Raw genomic sequence first — 1247 nt, forward strand, 5'->3', positions numbered from 1 at the left:
GTAATGCTAGCAGTATTATTAAGGATAATTTTATTATATCCATCATTTTTCCTACAATAAAAACATGGCAACGATAAGTTGCCATGTGAAAATCCTGATAAATATTAATATTACGCGGCGATACTGCGGAGCTACTGCGGCGCTGTTGGCGCTACTGCTGCTGTGGCACTATCAACGGCCCCTTGTACTAACTCGACTAGGGCTGGCCTTGCCAACGCAATAAATATGCCTGCCAATGCAATCACCATAACATACTCAATAATAGAGCCACGATTGTCTTTCAAAAACTCTTGAGTTTTAAGTTGAGTAACAACGTAACCTTTAGTGATTAAATCCATCATGTTAGTTTTCCTTTTAAATGATAAGGGAGTATTCCCTATTTTTAAGATTTGAGATGTAAAGAGTCTACTTCTCGTTATTTAGCTACTATCCGATCCGACTCGATCCGAACCGACTCGATATAATCAGTCTCGCTGGTAGTGGCAACTATTTAACTGTTTTTTTTGAACGTTGGCCTTTTTATTACCATCATTTAATCTTTTAAAATTACCCTCNTCTTATTATTACTATCCGGAGTGCGGTTTATCCCCATTAAACAAGATGATAATAATTAGCGTTGTGAGAAATGAGAGCCAGCAGAAAGAGAAAAAGGCCAACAGAGAAATAAGTTTCTTCCAACGGTAACTGTGTAAAAAACTTTGTTGTGTCGCGACAGGTGATATTACGTCAGCCCCTGGCTTGAATGGTTGAGTTACTGGCGCAAGCTGCTCCTTATTAGATGCAGCAGTGATAAGGGGGTCTGGGTGCATTTGTTGTTCAGCTTCATCATTGATGACAATCTGACTAACAGAACCGGTATAGCGGACACCTTTACGTGGGATGGTATGAATAAGTGATTCTTTCAGCCCGACCTGAAGAAATGCTTTTCGCAACATATAGAGCTGCCCGTAGTAGCTACTTTCACTTACAGCTCCGCGTTGTTCTTTCCATACCTGATTAATAATCTGCTCTTTTTCTGTTACACCACTAAGTAGCAGTTGTAAAAACCTAAGATTATTTTCAGTTAATATTACCACCGAGCCGTCAGGACCATTTAAGCAACGTTGCGTAGGGGAAAATAGCACCGTTCCTTCTAATTTAAACATAATCTCATTTGTCTCCATACTGATGGTTACCTATCCTATATAAGACGTTATGTGTTCTTTCAGTAATTTAAGATTATTAAGAATGTCATGCTTTGTCTCTAT

At 38.9% G+C, this 1247-nt stretch carries 2 protein-coding genes; both read right to left on the minus strand.

Going from position 1 to position 1247, the window contains the following annotated elements; all coding sequences use genetic code 11:
- Positions 1-131 precede the first annotated feature (131 nt).
- Positions 132-341, minus strand: a complete 210-nt coding sequence (locus V2A85_RS23770; RefSeq protein ID WP_420072565.1) for a pilus assembly protein — start codon at positions 339-341, stop codon at positions 132-134.
- A gap of 225 nt (positions 342-566) precedes the next feature.
- Complete coding sequence (locus V2A85_RS23775; protein ID WP_420072566.1) at positions 567-1163, minus strand: winged helix-turn-helix domain-containing protein; 597 nt, start codon at positions 1161-1163, stop codon at positions 567-569.
- Positions 1164-1247 lie beyond the last annotated feature (84 nt).

This window comes from Yersinia sp. 1252 StPb PI (assembly GCF_048593885.1).
Lineage (GTDB): Bacteria > Pseudomonadota > Gammaproteobacteria > Enterobacterales > Enterobacteriaceae > Yersinia > Yersinia enterocolitica_E.